The 16512-nt window shown below is 63.0% G+C and carries 16 protein-coding genes; 13 read left to right on the top strand and 3 right to left on the bottom strand.

The window, feature by feature from the left end; all coding sequences use genetic code 11:
* The first annotated feature begins 151 nt into the window (after positions 1-151).
* From AC1Q61_RS08295 to AC1Q61_RS08280, 4 genes are read left to right on the top strand one after another with little or no spacing between them, the layout of a single operon-like run.
* Positions 152-1777, top strand: coding sequence for a circularly permuted type 2 ATP-grasp protein (locus tag AC1Q61_RS08295; protein WP_118602581.1), 1626 nt, complete (start codon positions 152-154; stop codon positions 1775-1777).
* Positions 1778-1833: 56 nt separating this feature from the next.
* Positions 1834-2805: an alpha-E domain-containing protein gene (locus tag AC1Q61_RS08290; protein WP_003944483.1), complete on the top strand. Its 972-nt coding sequence runs from the start codon at positions 1834-1836 to the stop codon at positions 2803-2805.
* Between the two features lie 8 nt (positions 2806-2813).
* Positions 2814-3644 carry a transglutaminase family protein gene (locus AC1Q61_RS08285; protein WP_007731033.1) on the top strand — a complete coding sequence of 277 codons (831 nt, stop codon included), beginning with the start codon at positions 2814-2816 and terminating at the stop codon, positions 3642-3644.
* A gap of 59 nt (positions 3645-3703) precedes the next feature.
* Positions 3704-4477 (top strand): aquaporin, encoded by a 774-nt coding sequence (locus AC1Q61_RS08280; RefSeq protein WP_003944482.1) that lies wholly within the window; start codon positions 3704-3706, stop codon positions 4475-4477.
* Positions 4478-4507: 30 nt separating this feature from the next.
* On the opposite strand, the gene AC1Q61_RS08275 is transcribed toward AC1Q61_RS08280, so the two are convergent.
* Complete coding sequence (locus AC1Q61_RS08275; protein ID WP_037131563.1) at positions 4508-5041, bottom strand: type II toxin-antitoxin system PemK/MazF family toxin; 534 nt, start codon at positions 5039-5041, stop codon at positions 4508-4510.
* Between the two features lie 72 nt (positions 5042-5113).
* Between AC1Q61_RS08275 and lepA the strand changes: the two genes are divergently transcribed.
* The 3 genes from lepA to AC1Q61_RS08260 all read left to right on the top strand — a co-directional run bounded on the left by lepA (position 5114) and on the right by AC1Q61_RS08260 (position 9003).
* A complete protein-coding gene (gene lepA, locus AC1Q61_RS08270; protein WP_003944564.1) occupies positions 5114-7006 on the top strand; it encodes a translation elongation factor 4 in 1893 nt (630 codons plus the stop codon).
* A 6-nt stretch (positions 7007-7012) separates the two neighbouring features.
* Positions 7013-7942, top strand: coding sequence for an NAD(P)H-dependent flavin oxidoreductase (locus AC1Q61_RS08265; protein ID WP_030536619.1), 930 nt, complete (start codon positions 7013-7015; stop codon positions 7940-7942).
* Positions 7943-8022: 80 nt separating this feature from the next.
* The gene (locus AC1Q61_RS08260; protein WP_230587579.1) at positions 8023-9003 is read left to right on the top strand and encodes an ABC transporter substrate-binding protein; all 981 of its coding nucleotides are present in this window, start codon (positions 8023-8025) and stop codon (positions 9001-9003) included.
* A gap of 56 nt (positions 9004-9059) precedes the next feature.
* Here the strand turns inward: AC1Q61_RS08260 and AC1Q61_RS08255 are convergent, their stop codons facing one another.
* The gene (locus AC1Q61_RS08255; RefSeq protein ID WP_063316226.1) at positions 9060-11018 is read right to left on the bottom strand and encodes a glycoside hydrolase family 15 protein; all 1959 of its coding nucleotides are present in this window, start codon (positions 11016-11018) and stop codon (positions 9060-9062) included.
* An 82-nt stretch (positions 11019-11100) separates the two neighbouring features.
* Here AC1Q61_RS08255 and AC1Q61_RS08250 point away from each other — a divergent pair, with 82 nt between their 5' ends.
* The 6 genes from AC1Q61_RS08250 (at position 11101) to AC1Q61_RS08225 (ending at position 15453) form a co-directional block, all read left to right on the top strand.
* Positions 11101-11307, top strand: coding sequence for a hypothetical protein (locus tag AC1Q61_RS08250; RefSeq protein WP_003944489.1), 207 nt, complete (start codon positions 11101-11103; stop codon positions 11305-11307).
* A 123-nt stretch (positions 11308-11430) separates the two neighbouring features.
* Complete coding sequence (locus AC1Q61_RS08245) at positions 11431-11520, top strand: Ms4533A family Cys-rich leader peptide (RefSeq protein ID WP_309599318.1); 90 nt, start codon at positions 11431-11433, stop codon at positions 11518-11520.
* A 196-nt stretch (positions 11521-11716) separates the two neighbouring features.
* On the top strand, positions 11717-12748 hold the full coding sequence (locus AC1Q61_RS08240; protein ID WP_003944569.1) for a sulfate ABC transporter substrate-binding protein: 1032 nt from the start codon (positions 11717-11719) through the stop codon (positions 12746-12748).
* Positions 12749-12755: 7 nt separating this feature from the next.
* A complete protein-coding gene (cysT, locus tag AC1Q61_RS08235; protein ID WP_030536617.1) occupies positions 12756-13604 on the top strand; it encodes a sulfate ABC transporter permease subunit CysT in 849 nt (282 codons plus the stop codon).
* Entirely contained in the window at positions 13601-14407 is an 807-nt protein-coding gene (gene cysW, locus AC1Q61_RS08230; protein WP_003944503.1) for a sulfate ABC transporter permease subunit CysW, read from the top strand. The genes cysT and cysW overlap by 4 nt, the downstream gene beginning before the upstream one ends.
* Positions 14404-15453 carry a sulfate/molybdate ABC transporter ATP-binding protein gene (locus AC1Q61_RS08225; protein ID WP_007731046.1) on the top strand — a complete coding sequence of 350 codons (1050 nt, stop codon included), beginning with the start codon at positions 14404-14406 and terminating at the stop codon, positions 15451-15453. The genes cysW and AC1Q61_RS08225 overlap by 4 nt, the downstream gene beginning before the upstream one ends.
* A gap of 125 nt (positions 15454-15578) precedes the next feature.
* Here AC1Q61_RS08225 and AC1Q61_RS08220 read toward each other — a convergent pair whose 3' ends face one another.
* A complete protein-coding gene (locus tag AC1Q61_RS08220) occupies positions 15579-16475 on the bottom strand; it encodes a universal stress protein (protein WP_003944544.1) in 897 nt (298 codons plus the stop codon).
* Positions 16476-16512 lie beyond the last annotated feature (37 nt).

The following is a 16512-nucleotide window of genomic DNA, read 5'->3' as shown; positions in this document are numbered from 1 at the left end:
TGGGCGCACTGATGCACCGACTGGCAAGATTACCAGCCGAGGGCCCAAGAACCCAAACCGTCGCACGTTGCGTCTGTCGAGAAGGGTACACCGAGCGCCCGATTTCTCGCCGCGCTGCCGAATAGCCCCACTTGTAGCAGCATGTTGCCCTATGACGCCGCCGCCTTCGAAAAGTTCGAGTAAAACAGGTTCGACCACCACCCGAGCGCGTCCTGCCGCAGTGTTCGACGGATATTCAGACATCGGTCGCTACGAGTTGGCTTTCGACGAGATGTTCGAGCCCGACGGCTCGGTGCGTGGTCCGTACAAGGGTGTGTACAAAGCCCTGGCGCCGACGAGCAGCGCCGACCTCGCCGCGCGTGCCGACGCACTCGGACGCGCATTCATCGACCAAGGTGTGACGTTCTCGCTGTCCGGTCAGGAACGACCCTTCCCGTTGGATCTGGTGCCACGCGTCATCGCCGCCCAGGAGTGGTCGCGGCTGGAAAAGGGCATCAAACAGCGGGTGAAGGCGCTCGAGTTGTTTCTCGCGGACATCTACGGCGAGCAGCGAATTCTGCGCGATCACGTGTTGCCGCGCCGCTTGGTGACCTCGTGCGAGCACTTCCACCGTGAAGCAGCCGGCATCGTGCCGCCCAACGGTGTGCGAATTCACGTCGCGGGTATCGACCTGGTCCGAGACGAGGCGGGAGAGTTCCGAGTCCTCGAGGACAATCTGCGATCTCCGTCCGGTGTCTCCTATGTGATGGAAAACCGTCGCACCATGACTCGGGTGTTCCCGGATCTGTTCATGTCCCACAAGGTGCGGGCGGTCGGTGATTACGCAACACACCTGCTGAGGGCGCTGCGTGCGGGTGCTGCACTCAACGAAGCGGACCCGACAGTGGTTGTTCTCACACCGGGTATCGCCAATTCCGCCTATTTCGAGCATTCGTTGCTCGCTCGTCAGATGGGTGTGGAACTCGTCGAAGGTCGCGACCTGTTCTGCCGCGACAACATGGTGTACATGCGCACTACGGAAGGCGAGCGCCAGGTCGATGTCATCTATCGCCGCATCGACGACGAGTATCTCGACCCGATGCACTTCCGTCCGGATTCGATTCTCGGCGTCGCAGGCCTACTGAATGCGGCGCGGGCGGGCAACGTGGTGATCTCGAGCGCCGTCGGCAACGGAGTCGGTGACGACAAACTCGTCTATACCTACGTTCCGCAGATCATCGACTACTACCTCGGTGAGAAGCCGCTCTTGCAGAACGTCGACACGTTCCGCTGTTGGTTGGACGAGGAGTGCGAGCAAGTCCTCGACCGCGTCGCCGAACTGGTCATCAAGCCGGTGGAAGGGTCCGGCGGCTACGGAATCGTCTTCGGACCCGACGCGAGCCCCAAGGAACTGGCCACGATCACCCGCAAGATCAAGGCAGACCCGCGCGGGTGGATTGCGCAGCCACTCGTGCAGTTGTCCACGGTGCCGACCAAGATCGACGATGTTCTCTCGCCGCGCCACGTGGACTTGCGGCCCTTTGCCGTCAACGACGGTGAGGACGTGTGGGTGTTGCCCGGCGGCCTGACCCGGGTGGCACTTCCGGAAGGTTCGCTGGTGGTCAACTCCAGCCAGGGCGGCGGAAGCAAGGACACGTGGGTGCTTGCGAGTCGCACCTCTGACGAAGACCCAGAGTTGTCAGGCGAGGAACTGGTGTCCGAGCCCCCGGAATCCGCGGAGCCGGTGCAGGGTCCCGAACTGAGCACCTCGCAGCAACAACAGCAGCAGCAACAGTGAACACCTCGGAAGTGCCCAGCTACCAAGAACTATCAGTGAACGGAGCGTGGTGACCGATGCTTGCTCGCAACGCAGAGTCCCTCTACTGGATCGGCCGCTACGTCGAGCGCGCCGACGACACCGCTCGGATCCTCGACGTCGCCGTCCACCAACTGCTCGACGACGCAACCGTCGACCCGGACCGCACGTCGCGTCTGCTCCTGCGTGTCCTCGGCATCGAAGCGCCGGAGGGCAAGCTCGACGTACGCTCGCTCACCGATCTGGTTGCGTTCAGCCGCAATCAGGTTGGATCGATCGTGGACTCGCTGGCAAGTGCCCGTGAGAATGCTCGCGGAGCACGTGAGGTCACGTCGAGCGAGATGTGGGAGTGCCTGAACACCACGTACAACGGACTGGCGGAGCGTGAACGCGCGTCACGCAGGCTGGGGCCACACGAGTTCTTCCGCTATGTGGAGGAACGCGCAGCGATGTTCGCGGGGCTGGCGGATTCCACGCTCAGCCGCGACGACGGTTACCGGTTCCTTCTGCTGGGCAGGTCGATCGAACGTGTCGACATGATCGTGCGGATGCTTCTGGCGCGCGCCGGTGACCGCCCGTCGTCGCCGGCGTGGGTCAGTGTTCTTCGCTCGGCAGGCGCACATGACACGTATCTGCGTACGTATCGCGGAGCGCTCGACGCCAATCGGGTGGTCGAATTCATCTTGTTGGACAGACTCTTTCCGCGCTCGGTGTTCCACTCGATCAGGCAGGCCGAGAAGTGCCTGCAGGAACTCGACCCGCAGCCGGGCAGCCGCGTCGGAATCCGGGCGGAGGCGCCGCGGCTTCTGGGCCGCGCACGCAGCGAACTCGAGTTCCTGCCGCAGGGCGTGTTGCTCGAGGATCTGCAGGGACGGTTGCTCGGTTGGCAGGAGACCTGCCGCGAACTGGGTGAGGCAATTGCATTGCAGTACTTCCACGCTGCGCCGTGGGTCGCGTGGACGGATGCCGGCGCCGCGTATGCGGAGTCGACGGTGGAGGGAGAGCTGTGAGCTGGCGAATGAGGGTCGTGCACACCACGGGATATGCGTACGACGCCCCGGTGACGTCGTCGTACAACGAAGCGCGATTGACACCTCGCGGCGACACCAGGCAGACGGTGATACTCACGCGCGTCGAAACCCAGCCGGCAACGCGTTCCTACCGATACACCGATTACTGGGGCACCGCGGTGACCGCCTTCGACTTGCACGCCCCGCATACGGAACTCGAAGTGACCGGACTGTCGGTGGTGGAGACGGAACCGTTCGTTCAGCCCGAGGAAACCGTCGACTGGGATGAATTGTCGGGAAACGCGATTAAAGATCGATTCAACGAACAACTGAGTTTCACGAGATATGTTCCGCGTGATCGTAAGCTGGCGACAATTGCCAAGGAATTGCGCAAAGATAAATCACCTGAAGATGCAGTAGTGGCTGCGTCGCAATGGGTTTACGGCGAAATGTCATATGTGCCGGGTACGACCGGAGTGCATACGTCGGCGGTCGAGGCGTGGTCGGCACGGAAAGGCGTCTGCCAGGACTATGCGCATCTGACCTTGGTATTGCTTCGAACGATGGGGATACCGTGTCGATACGTTTCCGGCTATCTCCACCCCAAACGTGATGCGGCAGTCGGGGACACGGTGGTCGGCGAATCGCACGCGTGGATCGAGGCGTGGACCGGCGCGTGGTGGGGATACGACCCGACCAATGCGATAGCTGTGAATGAACAGCATGTCTCGGTCGGAATAGGAAGGGACTATTCGGATGTGCCGCCTTTGAAGGGAATCTTTTCCGGTGGACGTTCCACAGATCTCGAAGTTGTTGTGGAGATCACCAGGCTTGCGTAAAGTCCGGCAAATCTAGGCGCGTGAGCATTACTACCGTTCGATGAGAAGAAGGTGGGAATATGTCTCCAACTGCACAGGAATTGACTGAGATCGAACCGATCTCGGATGTGAAGAAGTATGCGGCCGAAGCGGTGGGAACATTTGTGCTCGTGTTCTCCGCAGTCGGAACTGCCGTCTTTGCAGGTGCGAAAGTCGGCAACCTCGGAGTTGCCTTCGCATTCGGCCTGACCCTGCTGTTCCTCGTATATGCGATCGGCCCGATTTCCGGTTGCCACGTCAACCCAGCCGTGACTCTCGGCCAATTCGTGATCGGGCGAATCTCAGCCGTCAATGCGGCGATTTACGTTGTCGCGCAAGTGATCGGCGGCTTGGTCGCAGGCGTCGTGATCTACACGGTGGCCAACAGTCTCCCGGCGTACAACCGTGCTGCTGACGGTTTGGGTGCAAACGGTTGGGGCGCACACAGTCCGTCTGCCGAGAAGAATCTTCTCGGAAATGTGGTTTCCGACGGCTACGGCATCGGTGCCGCCATGATCATCGAGATCCTGCTGACAGCACTGCTGGTATTCGTCGTTCTCGCGTCGACCGACCAGATCTCCGACGTGCCGCTCGCCGGGGTGTCCATCGGCTTCACCCTGGCCGTCATTCACCTGATCTCGATCCCGATCGACAACACCTCCGTCAACCCCGCTCGAAGCCTCGCTGTCGCGCCGTTCCAGGACGGTGCATTAGGTCAGGTGTGGTTGTTCATCGTGTTCCCGCTCATCGGCGGTGCGCTCGGTGCACTCATCTATCGAGCACTCTTCGGACGGTTCAACCGTATGGACAGCTGATCGACACTGTTTCCATCGTCCGGGTCGGCTTCAGCTCCAGCTGAAGTCGGCCCGAAGTTTTGCCGCGACCGCGTCGAACTTTTTGTGATCCATGACGGCGCCCTCGCGCCGGATCCCGCTCTCGGGAACGTCGAGCACCCGGTCGAGCCGGACCCAGCTGGGCCTTCCCTCTCCGTCCCATGGACCCGAACCGATTGCGAGCCAATCGCGCTCACCCTGGCGTTTACTCTGCGAAGACAACATCAGGCCGAGCAGCGTGTCGCCGTCGCGGCCGACAACCAGCACCGGGCGGTCTTTGCCCTGGGTCGGATCCTCCTCGTAGGCAACCCAGGTCCAGACGATTTCGCCCGGATCGGCCTTGCCGTCGAGGTCGGGGGAGTACTCGACCTTGCGGGCGCGATGTGCGGTCGGAGACGTTCGCGCGGCGATCGGGCGGCCGGACGGACCCGGCTTCGAGGCAGACGACTGGGACGTGGACGACTGCAACTGGCGCAGCAACGCGGGCCCCTTCTCCACCGCGAGGGCGCCGAGGGTTCTGCCGATCTGCTTCCACATGCTTGCCATAGCGTTCGAGCATAATCACCCGCCCGTGGGAACCCCTGGTACGGCGGCGCCGAGACTTGGATATCCTGAGGGTTGACAGTGGCCCGGATCCGGGCCGGTGCCGGTCCGACTAAGGGGTCTCCCATCAGCAGCTTCGCCGACAAGACGTTCACGGATCCTGCGCAGATCCGGAACTTCTGCATCATCGCGCACATCGACCACGGTAAGTCGACGCTGGCAGATCGCATGCTTCAGCTCACCGGTGTGGTCGAAGAGCGGGCGATGCGTGCGCAGTACCTGGACCGCATGGACATCGAGCGTGAACGCGGCATCACCATCAAGGCTCAGAACGTTCGTCTGCCCTGGACCGTCGACGGCGAAGAGTTCGTCCTCCACCTCATCGATACTCCCGGCCACGTCGACTTCACGTACGAGGTCTCCCGTGCGCTCGAAGCATGCGAGGGCGCAATTCTGCTGGTCGACGCTGCTCAGGGCATCGAAGCTCAGACGCTGGCGAACCTCTACCTGGCGATGGAGAAGGATCTCAAGATCATTCCCGTCCTCAACAAGATCGATCTCCCGGCCGCGGATCCCGACCGCTATGCCGAAGAGATCGCGCACATCACGGGCTGCGAGCCCGGTGATGTCCTGCGCGTCTCCGGTAAGACCGGCATGGGCGTCAAGGAACTGCTCGACGAGGTGATCAAGCAGGTACCTGCGCCTGTCGGCGATGCTGACGGTCCCGCCCGCGCGATGATCTTCGACTCCGTCTACGACGCCTACCGCGGCGTGGTCACCTACGTGCGTGTGGTCGACGGTCGGATCCGTCCCCGCGAGAAGATCACGATGATGTCCACGGGCACCACACACGAACTGCTCGAGGTCGGCATCATCTCGCCCGAGCCGAAGGCCAGTATCGGTCTGGGCGTCGGCGAGGTGGGCTACCTCATCACGGGTGTGAAGGATGTCCGTCAGTCGCGCGTCGGTGACACCGTCACCACCACCCGCAACGGCGCGACCGAACCGCTGGTCGGCTACCGCGATCCCAAGCCGATGGTCTACTCGGGCCTCTACCCGATGGACGGCTCGGACTACCCCGTGCTGCGCGATGCCCTCGACAAGCTCCGTCTCAACGACGCGGCCCTGGCGTATGAACCCGAGACGTCGGTTGCCCTCGGATTCGGCTTCCGCTGCGGCTTCCTCGGCCTGCTCCACATGGAGATCACCCGCGACCGCCTCGAGCGTGAGTTCGGCCTCGAACTGATTTCCACCGCGCCCAACGTCGTCTACCGCGTCGTGATGGAGGACGGGGCCGAGGTCATCGTCACCAACCCGTCGTACTGGCCGGAAGGCAAGGTTCGCGAGGTCTACGAGCCCGTCGCCAAATGCACCGTCATCGCCCCGAGTGAGTACGTCGGCGCCATCATGGAGCTGTGCCAGTCCCGTCGCGGTGAGCTCGGCGGCATGGACTACCTCTCCGAGACTCGCGTCGAACTGCGCTACGAACTGCCCATGGGCGAGATCATGTTCGACTTCTTCGACGCCCTCAAGTCCCGCACCAAGGGTTATGCCAGCCTCGATTACGAGGAGGCCGGTGAGCAGCAGGCCGATCTGGTGAAGGTCGACATCCTGCTGCAGGGCGAGGCCGTCGACGCGTTCTCCTCGATCGTGCACCGTTCCAACGCCGGCGCTTACGGCGGACGCATGACGTCGAAGCTTCGTGAGCTGATTCCTCGCCAGCAGTTCGAGGTTCCGATCCAGGCCGCGATCGGCGCGAAGATCATCTCGCGCGAGAACATTCGCGCAATCCGCAAGGACGTTCTCGCCAAGTGCTACGGCGGCGACATCAGCCGTAAGCGCAAGCTGCTCGAGAAGCAGAAGGAAGGCAAGAAGCGCATGAAGACCATCGGTCGCGTCGAGGTGCCGCAGGAAGCATTCGTGGCGGCCTTGACGTCGGAATCGGTCGGCGAGAAGCCCAAGAAGTAGGAGCGCATGGTCACCACCTGGTTGTCCCGAGAGTTCGGAATCGAAATCCCGGTTCTCGGGGCGCCCATGGGTGGTCGCGCGGGCGGCGCGCTCGCCGGAGCTGTATCGGCGGCCGGCGGGTTGGGGCTGCTCGGCGCGGCTCGGTACAACACACCGGAGTGGATCGAGGCCGAAGCCGAAGTGGCCCGCTCGATCGGCGGAAAGTTCGGCGTCGGCCTGATGACGTGGTCGCTGCCCGAGAACGAGTTGATGCTCGACGCCGCGATTGCCGTCGAGCCGACCATGATCACCTTGTCGTTCGGTGATCCCGCCTCGTATGTCGGACGAATCCACGATGCGGGCATTCCCGTTGTGTCACAGATCAATACGCTCGAAGACCTTCGCATTGTCGAGGCCGCGGGTGTCGACGGCGTGATCGCGCAAGGCGGTGAGGCAGGCGGTCACACGGGCCGAATCGGAACCTTGCCGCTGCTGCAGGAGATCCTCGAAACGACATCACTTCCAGTACTGGCGGCCGGCGGAATCGGGACCGGCCGCGGTTTGGCCGCAGTCCTGGCAGCCGGCGGGGAAGGCGTGATGATCGGAACGGCGCTGCTCGCCAGCCCGGAGACGGTCGGGCCGGACTATGCCCGCGACCGCGTCGTCGAAGCCGGAAGTGCCGACACGATTTACACCTCGGTGTTCGACCGAGCGCGCAGTCAACCGTGGCCGCAGCGGTGGGGTGGCCGCGCGGTGGCCAACGAGTTCACTGCCGCCTGGCACGGAGTCGACGCCGATGAGGAAATGCTGGCAAAGGCGTACGACCCGTCGGATCCCCACAGCGGAGTCGTCTACGCCGGAGAAGCTGTCGGACTCGTACACGGAACCCATCCGGCCGGCGACGTGGTTCGACGCATCGGCGCCGATGCGGAGCGTCTGCTCTCTCGTTTCGCCTGAAAGCAAGGTCGGACACAGCCGGGTCCCATATGAGAAGGTAAGCCTCTGCTAACTAGTGGAGGAGTATTTTCGTGCGTGCGATGAAGTTTTCGGCGGTGGCTCTCTTGGGAGCGCTGGTCGTAGGTATCAGCGGATGTTCGTCCTCGGACGCCGACGAGATCGCGGACGGTCGGGTCACCACGATCGACCACAAGTTCGGCGCCACCACGATCACCGGGACGCCGACGCGCATCGTCGCGGCCGACACCCAGTGGCTCGACGCTCTGCTCGAACTCGGAATCCAGCCGGTGGGGTACCTGGCTGCCGGCCCGATGGGCGACGAGCGTGGTCTGTTCCCGTGGGAGAGTGGCGTGGACGCGTCGGCGAAGGAACTCGATCGCTCGGCGATCCAGCAGTTCGGTGTCCCGCTCAAAGCTGAAGAAATTGCAGCCTTGGATCCCGATCTGATTCTCGGCGGGTTCTCCGTCGCCGATCAGGACGATTTCGACCAGTTGAGCAAGATCGCTCCGACCATTGCCGGTCTGTCCGACGTCCAGGTCGATCCGTGGCAGGACCAGGTGGAGATTCTCGGCCGGGTTCTCGACAAGGAGTCGCGAGCCGACGAGATCGTCGAGGCGACAAACGGGCAGATCGATGCGCTCGCACAGCGGTTGCCGGGGCTGAAGGGTAAGACCGCTCTTTTGTCGCAGTACGTCTTCCCGACGTCGCAGTTGGTGATCGTCGCTGATCCCAAGGACGGTGCTTCGGGACTGTTCACGCGTCTGGGAATGTCGTTGCCGCCCAAGCTGGTCGACGAGGCCGGTGTGACCGGTGGCCGGCTGATACTCAGCCCGGAACGGGTCGACGCTCTCAGCGCCGACGTCGTGGTGCTGCTGCCCAACGGCGGGTCGCTCGACGACATGATGAAGCTGCCGGGGTTTGCCGACCTGCCTGCAGTCAAGGGTGGCGGATTGGCCATCGTCGACTATCCGACTGTCGCCGGGTTGAACACTCCGTCGTCGCTGTCGCTGAAGTACTCGCTCGAATCGATCACGCCGCAGCTCGAAGCGGTGGCCGGCTAGACCTGCTGTGCGCCTTTATTAACCGCGGGCGGTTAATAAAGGCGCACAGCAGGGGTCTAGGTCGCGTTGTGCGCGGGCTGGAAAGCTCCGGCTTCGGCAGCTTCCTCGGCGCGGATCACGTGGACCACGGCGTTGATCAGCGCCAGGTGTGTGAACGCCTGCGGGAAGTTACCCAGATGGCGACCGGTGTGCGCGTCGATCTCCTCCGCGTACAGCTTGAGCGGGCTCGCGAACCCGAGCAGACGCTCGCAGAGATGCTTTGCCCGATCCAGTTCGCCGATCTCGACGAGGGCGGACACCAACCAGAAGGAACAGATGGTGAACGTTCCTTCTTCACCGCTCAATCCGTCGTCGGTGGTGTCGACGCGATAGCGCAGGACCAACCCCTCTTCGGTGAGCTCGTCGGCGATCGCCAGCACCGTTGCCCGGATGCGCGGATCGTCGGCCGGCAGGAAGCGCAGCAGCGGTGCCAACAAGAGCGACGCGTCGAGTGAATCGTGGCCGTACCGCTGTGTCAGAACTCCGCGCGAGTCGACACCGTGCGCGAGGATGTCGGCCTTGATGTCGTCGGCGATGGCCGTCCATTGCTGTGCAAAGCTCTTCTCGCCCTGCATCTCTGCCAGCTTGGCGCCGCGATCGAGAGCGACCCAGCACATGATCTTCGACGACGTGAAGTGCTGCGGTTCACCGCGCACCTCCCAGATCCCGCGGTCGGGCTGGCGCCAATGCTTGATCGCTTCCTCGACCTGCTTCTTGAGTAGCGGCCACAACGCCTCGGGGACGCGCTCGCGGGTACGGATGTGGAGGTACACCGAGTCGAGCATGGTGCCCCAGATGTCGTGCTGCTGTTGATCGAACGCCCCGTTGCCGATACGCACCGGACGGGCGCCGTCGTAGCCGGACAGATGGTTGAGTTCGGATTCCTCGAGCGTGCGCTCGCCGCCGATGCCGTACATCACCTGCAAGGGATGTGGCTGACCGTTGTCCGAACTCGACACGTCGTAGATGAAGTTGAAGAAGTCGTTGGCCTCACGGTCCAACCCGAGCGTGTAGAGGCCCCACAGTGCGAAGGTGGAATCGCGAACCCACGCGTAGCGATAGTCCCAGTTGCGTTCTCCGCCTGGTGTTTCCGGTAGCGAGGTCGTCGAAGCCGCGAGTAGGGCTCCGGTCGGTGCGTAGGTGAGCCCCTTGAGTGTGAGCGCACTGCGCTGTAGGTATCCGCGCCACGGGTGATCGGGGAACTTGCCGATCGTCACCCACTCACGCCAGGACTTGGACGTCTGCCACATCTTGTCGGCGGCCTCGTCGAACGTCTGCGGCGCGGGAAGATCCGACCACGAGAGCGCGACGTACACGTTGTCGCCTTCGACCAGTCGCGTCCGCGCTCGTGCTTCACGACCTTCCAGACCCAGTCGTAGGTCGGTGGTCAAGCGCAGAGTGGGATGGTCTCCGGGCTTGGCGGAGCGACACGTTGCCGTTGCTTCCTCGTAGACCTTTCCGGTGTACTCCCAATTCGCCGTGCCACGGTGATAGTCGAACGCGGGCTCACAGCTCATCTCGAGTTCGACGGTGCCGCTGACGCATTTGACCGTACGGAGAAGGGTGTGTTCGGCATCCCAGTCGGTCGGTGTGCGCTTGTGCGTGTTCGATCGCTTGTCGACGTTGTGCCAGGGACCGAGAACCAGGGCGTCGCGGACGACGAGCCAGCCGGTCTCGGTCTGCCAGGTGGTCTCGAGAATGAGTCCACCCGGCAGATAGCGCCGAGCGGCCGGCACGTTCTGGCCGTAGGGGCCGATACGGAAATGGCCTGCGCTGCGGTCGAGGATGGCACCGAACACGCTGGGGGAGTCCGGGCGGGGAACGCACATCCACTCGACAGATCCGTTACGGGCAATCAGGCACGAGGTTTCGCAATCGGAAAGAAACGCATAGTCGTCGATCGGGGGAAAGTTGCTTCGATGGTGACCCGTGGAGGCGGGAGGAATCGTCTGCACCACTTCGTCGTCAGCACTCATTCGGCCATCATCCGGCCAGAATCGGCACACGTCCAATCCACACGCTGTCGGGACCGTATCGTCCGAAGGATAGGGTGTTGGCGTGGATCGGATTGCGGATTGGTGGGACAGCTTCGAGCTGTGGATGGCGGGGCTCCCGTTCATCCCGCAGGTCGCGTTGGTCCTGATCGTCGTCGTTCCGCTGTGCCGCCTGGTGGCCATCGGTCTGGATCGCGCGTTGGCCGCCGTTCTCGCTCTGCCGCTCTTCGGCTGGTTGCGTAGGAATTCTCGAGAAGTAGAGGAAAGCTGATGCCCCGCTCACGGGTCACTCTCGCCCTGATAGCCCTGATTCTCCTCGTGATCGTCGCGTGGCTTCTCACCCGTTAGTTCTCCCGATTAGAGCGGGCGCCGGTGCTCTGCTAAAGTCCACCGCGTGTCCGAAGCAACAGCTCCCGTAATCCGCCACCAGTTGGCGTTGATTGCTGTCGGCATGCTCGACGTCGCTGACGTCGCCTGTTGTTGATTTCCTGAGTTCGACCTCTCCGGTGGTGCTGCGCACCCCACTCGAACTTCTCTGCGCGTAACTCGCGCCCCCGTTTCAGGGCTCATCGCCCGTCGGCTCTCCATGTCTGAACATCCCGATGGAATCAGCCCCAGAGGTCTCGGACTTGTCGTTTGACCAACCCTCGTTTGTCAGTCCTTTCAGGAAGGTATCTGCAATGAAACGCCGTTCCCGCACACTTCTCACTGCTATCGCGACCATGGGGGCCGTGGTACTCACAGCGTGCAGTGGTGGCTCGAGCGACACCGTGGGTGGTGACAGCGCCGCCAGCGACGGTAGCGCCGGCACGATCAACCTGTTCGCCTACGCCGTGCCGAAGCCTGGCTTCGACAAGCTCACCGCAGCCTTCCAGGCGACCGACGAGGGCAAGAACGTCAACTTCAATCCTTCCTACGGCGCCTCGGGCGACCAGTCGCGCAAGGTGAAGGACGGTGCCGAGGCAGACTTCGTCAACTTCTCCGTCGAGCCCGACATCACCCGTCTGGTCGATGCCGGTCTGGTAGATCAGAACTGGAACCAGGACGCCTACAACGGAATTCCGTTCGGATCGGTAGTCACCATCGTGACGCGTCCGGGCAACCCGAAGGGCATCAAAGACTGGGACGACCTGCTTCAGCCCGGCCTCGAGGTCGTCACGCCGAACCCGTTCAGCTCCGGCTCGGCCAAGTGGAACCTCTTGGCGCCGTACGCCGCCAAGAGCGACGGTGGCAAGAACCCGCAGGCGGGTCTCGACTACGTCACCGCCTTGGTCAACGACCACGTCAAGATCCAGCCCAAGTCGGGACGCGAGGCTTCGGAAGCCTTCCTGCAGGGTAGCGGTGACGTTCTGATCAGTTACGAGAACGAGGCACTGTTCATCGAAGGCAACGGCGACCCGGTCGAGCACGTCACCCCGCCCACGACCTTCAAGATCGAGAACCCCGTTGCCGTGATCTCGAACAGCAAGGTCCTCGACAAGGCGACCGCGTTCAAGGACTACCTGTACACGACCGAGGGTCAGACGCTCTGGGCCGAAGCAGGATTCCGTCCCGTTGATCCCGCCGTCGCTGCCAAGTTCACCGACAAGTTCCCCGAGCCGACCAAGCTGTGGACCATTGCAGACCTCGGCGGCTGGAAGGCCGTGGACAGTGCTCTGTTCACCAAGGACACCGGTTCGATCGCAGTGATCTACGACAACGCGACCAAGTAAGACTGACGTGACTGACACTATTGACCCCACCCCCGTGGCTCGTCGGCGAAAACTCGCGCGGGTCACGGGGAGTGTGGGGCCGCTCGGAATCGGAGTGGCCACCCTGTGGCTCTCCGTCATCGTTCTGCTTCCGCTCGCCGCGTTGACCGCCACCGCGTTCGACGAGGGGATCTCCGGATTCTGGGACGCCGTCACCGCACCCGTCGCCTTGGCGTCGTTGCGCGTGACGTTGTTGGTCTCGGTGATCGTGGCATTGATCAACGTCGTGATGGGCACGATCATCGCGTGGGTGCTGGTCCGGGACGACTTCCCGGGCAAGCGCATCGTCAACTCGATGATCGATCTGCCGTTCGCGCTACCGACCATCGTGGCATCGATCGTGCTGCTGTCCCTCTACGGCCCGCAGTCACCGATCGACATCCATCTCAATGCAACTCAGCCCGGACTGATCGTGGCATTGGCCTTCGTGACCTTGCCGTTCGTCGTCCGTTCCGTGCAGCCGGTGCTGATGGAGGTCGACCGCGAAGTCGAGGAAGCCGCTGCGTCGTTGGGAGCTTCCAACTGGACGATCTTTCGCTCGGTTGTTCTCCCGACGTTGGCGCCTGCCGTCATCTCCGGTGCGGGCCTCGCGTTCGCCAGAGCGATCGGTGAATACGGCTCGGTCGTTCTGATCGGCGGCAACATCCCACGCGTGACACAGATGACGTCGCAGTACATTCAGCAGCAGATCGAGATCGATCGTCCGACCAACGCCGCTGCCGTCTCGGTAGCGTTGCTGGCCATCGCATTCGTGACGCTGTTCGTCCTGCGAATCTTCGCATCGCGGGGACAGCGACGTGAGGAGAGTTCCCGATGAACGTGTCCAGAGGATCGAAGATCGGTCTGCGGACCATCGCTCTCGTCTACCTGTTCGTGTTGCTGGTCGTGCCGATCGGTGTGATCCTGACGCGAACGTTCGAGAACGGAATCGGCCCGTTTCTCGAATCGATCACGACACCGGCAGCGATCTCCGCGCTGAATCTTTCGCTGATCATCGTGGCGATCGTGGTCCCGATCAACGTCGTGTTCGGTGTGGTCACCGCACTCGCTCTTGTCCGTGGTCGGTTCCCGGGCCGCGGAGTTCTGCAGTCGGTGGTCGACCTGCCCTTCGCAGTCTCGCCCGTCGTCGTCGGTGTGTCCTTGATTCTTCTGTGGGGTGCCAACGGTTGGTTCGGCGGAATCGAATCGTTGGGGTTCAAGGTCATCTTCGGTTTGCCAGGCATGGTGATCGCGACGATTTTCGTGACGCTCCCCTTTGTCGTCCGGGAAGTCGAACCCGTACTTCACGAGATCGGCGACGAGCAGGAACAAGCAGCCGCGACGCTCGGTGCCTCTGGTTGGCAGACGTTCTGGCGGATCACCTTGCCCGCGATCCGTTGGGGCTTGACATACGGAATCGTGTTGACGGTGGCGCGTTCGCTCGGTGAATTCGGCGCAGTCATCATGGTCTCTTCCGGCTTCCCGGGGGTATCCCAGACACTGACGTTGCTGGTGCACTCGCGATACATCGACGACCACAACACCTTTGGTGCGTATTCGGCGGCAACGCTGCTGATGGGCATCGCCATCATTGTCCTGTTGCTGATGACGCTGCTGGACCGTAAGAGGAGCACCACATGATCACAGTGACCGGGGCCCGCAAGAACTACGGTGATTTCGCGGCGCTCGACGACGTGACGGTCAACATTCCCTCGGGTTCGTTGACGGCATTGCTCGGGCCCAGTGGCTCGGGAAAGTCGACGTTGCTGCGTTCGATCGCAGGGCTCGAAGAACTCGATTCGGGAACCATCACCATCGCAGGCAAGGACGTCACCGGCGTGTCGCCGCAGAAGCGTGACATCGGTTTCGTGTTCCAGCACTACGCGGCGTTCAAGCACATGACCGTGCGCGACAACGTGGCGTTCGGGCTCAAGATCCGCAAGCGCCCGAAGCCGGAGATCGAGAAGAAGGTCAACGAACTACTGGGGATCGTCGGTCTCGACGGCTTTCAGCATCGGTACCCCGCGCAGCTCTCCGGCGGTCAGCGTCAGCGCATGGCGTTGGCACGCGCTCTGGCTGTGGATCCGCAGGTGCTCCTGCTCGACGAGCCCTTCGGCGCGCTCGACGCGAAGGTGCGTGCCGACCTGCGCACGTGGTTGCGTCGCCTGCACGACGAGGTGCACGTCACCACCGTCCTGGTCACCCACGACCAGGAAGAGGCTCTCGACGTCGCCGACCGCATCGCGGTGCTGAACAAGGGGCGGATCGAGCAGATCGGTGAACCTGCCGACCTGTACGACCGCCCGTCCAACGACTTCGTGATGTCCTTCCTCGGATCCGTCGCGAAGCTCAACGGGCAGTTGGTCCGTCCGCACGACATCCGTCTCGGCCGCGATCCGAGCATGGCTCTCGCGCAGGAATCCGGAACGGCCGAGTCGCTCGGCGTCACACGCGCAACCGTCGAGCGCGTCGTGTACCTCGGCTTCGAGGTTCGAGTGGACCTGCGCAACGAGGCAACCGGCGAGCTCTTCTCGGCTCAGGTCACGCGCGGTGACAGTGCAGCGCTGCACCTCGAGGCGGGGGAGACGGTGTACGCGCGTGCTACCCGGGTGCCGGATCTGCCGGAGACCCCGGTGTCGACGCCGGTGCAGGAGCCGGTCACGGTGAGCGTGGTCGGCCAGGTATGACCCGCTCGCCCTGTTCGACCTGTTGTACCCCCACTCCTGTTTGAGCGAACGGCACTTTCGGCCTCCTGATGGCGCCGAAAGTGCCGTTCGCTCAGAGGTGGGGGTCGGGCAACAGCGAGACGAGTTCAGCCCTCTCGGCAGACGAGGACCGGGCACTGGGCGTGGTGGATGAGGCTCTGACTGGTCGATCCGACTATCGACGCCATGAACGGGCTGCGGCCGTGGCTACCGACGACTACGAGTTGCGCTTCCGCCGAGTGCTCGAGCAGTGCCTTCATCGGTCCGCTGCGCTGGACACTCCGGGTGACTTCGACATCGGGGTACTTCTCCGTCCAGCCGGCGAGGCACTCGGACAGCAGGGCGTGCTCATGCTGTTCGTACGGTCCCCAGTCGACGAAGCGCCTGGCTTCGGAATACCCGCCCAGCGAGGCGTGCTCGTTCCACGTGTGGACCGCAACCAAAGGTGCGCCGAGGAACGCGGCAAATTCGAAGGCATGCGCGACGGCGAGTTCGCTGAGCTTGCTCCCGTCGACGCCGACGACGATGGGCCTGGTGTCGGCCATCGCGTGATCACCCGTACCGCGGAATACGGCCACGGGACAGTGCGCGCGGTTGACCACCCGAATGGTGTCGGATCCGAGAAACACGGACTGCATTTCGCTGGTGCCGGCCTGACCCAGTGCAACGATGCGAGCCGACTTCGAGAGTTCGACGAGTGTGGTTGCGGGAGTACCGGTCACGAGGCCACGTTCGACGGTGACGTCGGTGTGATCATCGCGGATGGCGTCCTCGGCCTCGTCGAGCAGTTTTGCACCCTCGACGCGAAGGTGGTGGTCGAACATCTCTTCGTCGGTGACGTTGGTACCGCCACCGGACTCGGGTTGTCCTGGCAGCACGTGGGTCAGGCGAAGTGGTTCGTCGAATCTCTTTGCAGCCGAAGCTGCCCACCTCGCGGCGTTGACCGCGCTTGCCGAGCCGTCGATACCGGCCACGATTCCGTGTCGAACAGATGCACTGGTCATGGAAGTCTCCTCGCGTCGCCTCCTTACCAGTGTGTCC

Source organism: Rhodococcus sp. MPR-R1B (assembly GCF_058793255.1).
The sequence above is the reverse complement of the archived record's forward strand: the minus strand, read 5'-3'. Positions and strand labels throughout refer to the sequence as shown.